The following is a 2,037-nucleotide window of genomic DNA, read 5'->3' on the forward strand; positions in this document are numbered from 1 at the left end:
GGTAGCTTTACGATTGGCTAAAGTGACAGGTGAGCTCAAACTGGAAAAACAAACTAACAAACTGTTTAAGAGTGATTCGCAACGCGTGGCATTTTTACCATGCGTCGGTTTTAGTGATTAAGGTGGCTTGCGGCGACTCTTGTATTGCGTTGCTCACACCTTAACAGAGCGTTAGCAGTATGAATGGAGTCATATGAACGGAATAATTTACTTTCTACATGGAGAAACCACTGGGTTGGTTAAAATTGGCTGGACTAGAAGGTCATTAGTGAGGCGCGTCAATCAACTGCAAACAGGTTCACCTGACAGATTAAGATTATTGGGTTTCATGCGGGGCTCTAAAGTTTGCGAAAAGCAACTTCACATCAAATTCGAACCGAATCATAAACATCTTGAGTGGTTTGAGCTAACAGATGATATTTCTAAGTTTATTGAAGCTGAATGTTTGCTCTTTGGGTCTGGGTTGTTGGTGTTAGATAGAGAGTCTACAGACAGCCTAACTTCTCCCTTATCGCTGATTGCCAAGCAGTTACTCGATGGTGATCTGGATAAAACAGAGTTTAATAAACTCGGATTCGATAGATATCTAGCTAATCAATTGTAGTGGGCATCATACAGCTAACAAACTGTTCAAGAGGGATTCGCAACGCGTGGCATTTTCACTATGCGTTGGTTTTAGTGTTTAAGGTGGTATGCAGCGGCTTCGGTATTGCGTTGCTCACCCCTTAACAGGGCGTTATATGTTTATCAGCGAAAGCAGGAGTCATTGTGCAAGTAAGATATCGTTCGGATTATTCAAATCATGTCCATCAACTGGTTGTTACAGTCTCTAAGCATTTCTATGTAACGAAGCAAGGTAAGTTTAAACGCCAATCTACTCCGTTTAAGGCTGTTATTGGTAAATCATCAAGTTATACAAAAACACATGTCGTCCATTATATGATTACTGATCATTACAGTGGCTTGTTTTACTCGGAAGTTACAACCAGCGATGATTTATTCCCTATCGAAGCTTTTTTGGAAAGAGCGTGGGGGGTTAAGTCAGGTCATCCTATGCAAGGGGAGCCGAATTTGCTTGTAGTTCCCAAATCCGTATTTAACGCATTTCCAAGTTTAAGTTCTTGGTTACATCAAAAACCAATAGAACTAGTGCAAGCAACAAGTGGCTTTCAAGCTGGAATTCGTAGCATCAGAACGTGGGAAGAGGTTCTGAGAACTGGTGGCTCCTTCCGTTATCAGACTGGTTTTCCGCCAGATTTCACCGAGGTTCAGGCTAATTCTTTTGACAGTTGTGTATTCCAAACACGTAAAAACTTCACCAAGTGGAGTGAAGGATTAAACATATAACAATCTGTTTAAGAGTGATTCGCAACGCTTGGCATTTTTGTTATGCGTTGTGTTTTGTGTTTAAGGTGGTATGCGGTAGCTTTGGTATTGCGTTGCTCACACCTTAACAGGGCGTTAGTTTTTCAAGTTTAACTACGAGAATAAAATGAACTGGTTTGAATATTTTGATGGTTATCAGACAGCCTTAGTAACCACCTCTGGAGCTTTGTTTGGTGTGATTATTACATCTGTTTTTCACTTGATTCAAAAGTATTTTGCAAATCGTCATGAACGAAATATGAAAAAACTAGACTTTGTCGCCAAGTTTAAGAGTGAGCAGTTAGTAGAGCCCGTAATTAAGTTCTTGGATTCTGATCTAGCTGCTATGCAAGAAACTTACAGCCTTGTGTTTGTTGATAAGGGTTCTCGAAGCAACTTCCAAATTAAAAGTGATCATTTAGCGTCCTTGCCTGCTGTTACTGCAAGGGTAAAAGGTTTGGGAGATCCAAAGCTAAACGCTCTATTCGATGAGTTCACTAGAAAAAGGTTGTACATCGGTAACTCTATTGACTCGGTGGGCAAGGACCCTTTCAAAGAACTGCAATCTGCTATTACCCTTGCAGGTGATATTGTTGGTCTCTTATTGGGCAAGGTTCGAGATGTTGAAAACTAACAAACTGTTTAAGAGTGATTCGCAACGCGTGGCATTTT

General features: G+C 40.6%; 3 protein-coding genes and 1 pseudogene. All 4 read left to right on the forward strand.

The genetic code is table 11. The features are described 5' to 3' along the window. Positions 1-193 precede the first annotated feature (193 nt). The 4 genes and pseudogenes from BCT11_RS03780 to BCT11_RS03800 all read left to right on the forward strand — a co-directional run bounded on the left by BCT11_RS03780 (position 194) and on the right by BCT11_RS03800 (position 1,999). A complete protein-coding gene (locus BCT11_RS03780; RefSeq protein ID WP_102387182.1) occupies positions 194-604 on the forward strand; it encodes a GIY-YIG nuclease family protein in 411 nt (136 codons plus the stop codon). Further along, positions 594-729, forward strand: a pseudogene (locus BCT11_RS03785) (DUF3265 domain-containing protein). Before BCT11_RS03780 ends, BCT11_RS03785 begins: the two are co-directional and overlap by 11 nt. Before the next feature lie 39 nt (positions 730-768). After that, on the forward strand, positions 769-1,347 hold the full coding sequence (locus BCT11_RS03790; protein ID WP_102387183.1) for a hypothetical protein: 579 nt from the start codon (positions 769-771) through the stop codon (positions 1,345-1,347). A 145-nt stretch (positions 1,348-1,492) separates the two neighbouring features. Further along, the gene (locus BCT11_RS03800; RefSeq protein WP_102387203.1) at positions 1,493-1,999 is read left to right on the forward strand and encodes a hypothetical protein; all 507 of its coding nucleotides are present in this window, start codon (positions 1,493-1,495) and stop codon (positions 1,997-1,999) included. Positions 2,000-2,037: the final 38 nt, after the last annotated feature.

The organism is Vibrio sp. 10N.222.52.B12, from assembly GCF_002875385.1.
Taxonomy (GTDB): domain Bacteria; phylum Pseudomonadota; class Gammaproteobacteria; order Enterobacterales; family Vibrionaceae; genus Vibrio; species Vibrio jasicida.

Coding starts and splice junctions, on each gene's coding strand:
- BCT11_RS03780 (WP_102387182.1), top strand. CDS start 194: ATGAACGGAATAATTTACTTTCTACATGGAGAAACCACTGGGTTGGTT.
- BCT11_RS03800 (WP_102387203.1), top strand. CDS start 1,493: ATGAACTGGTTTGAATATTTTGATGGTTATCAGACAGCCTTAGTAACC.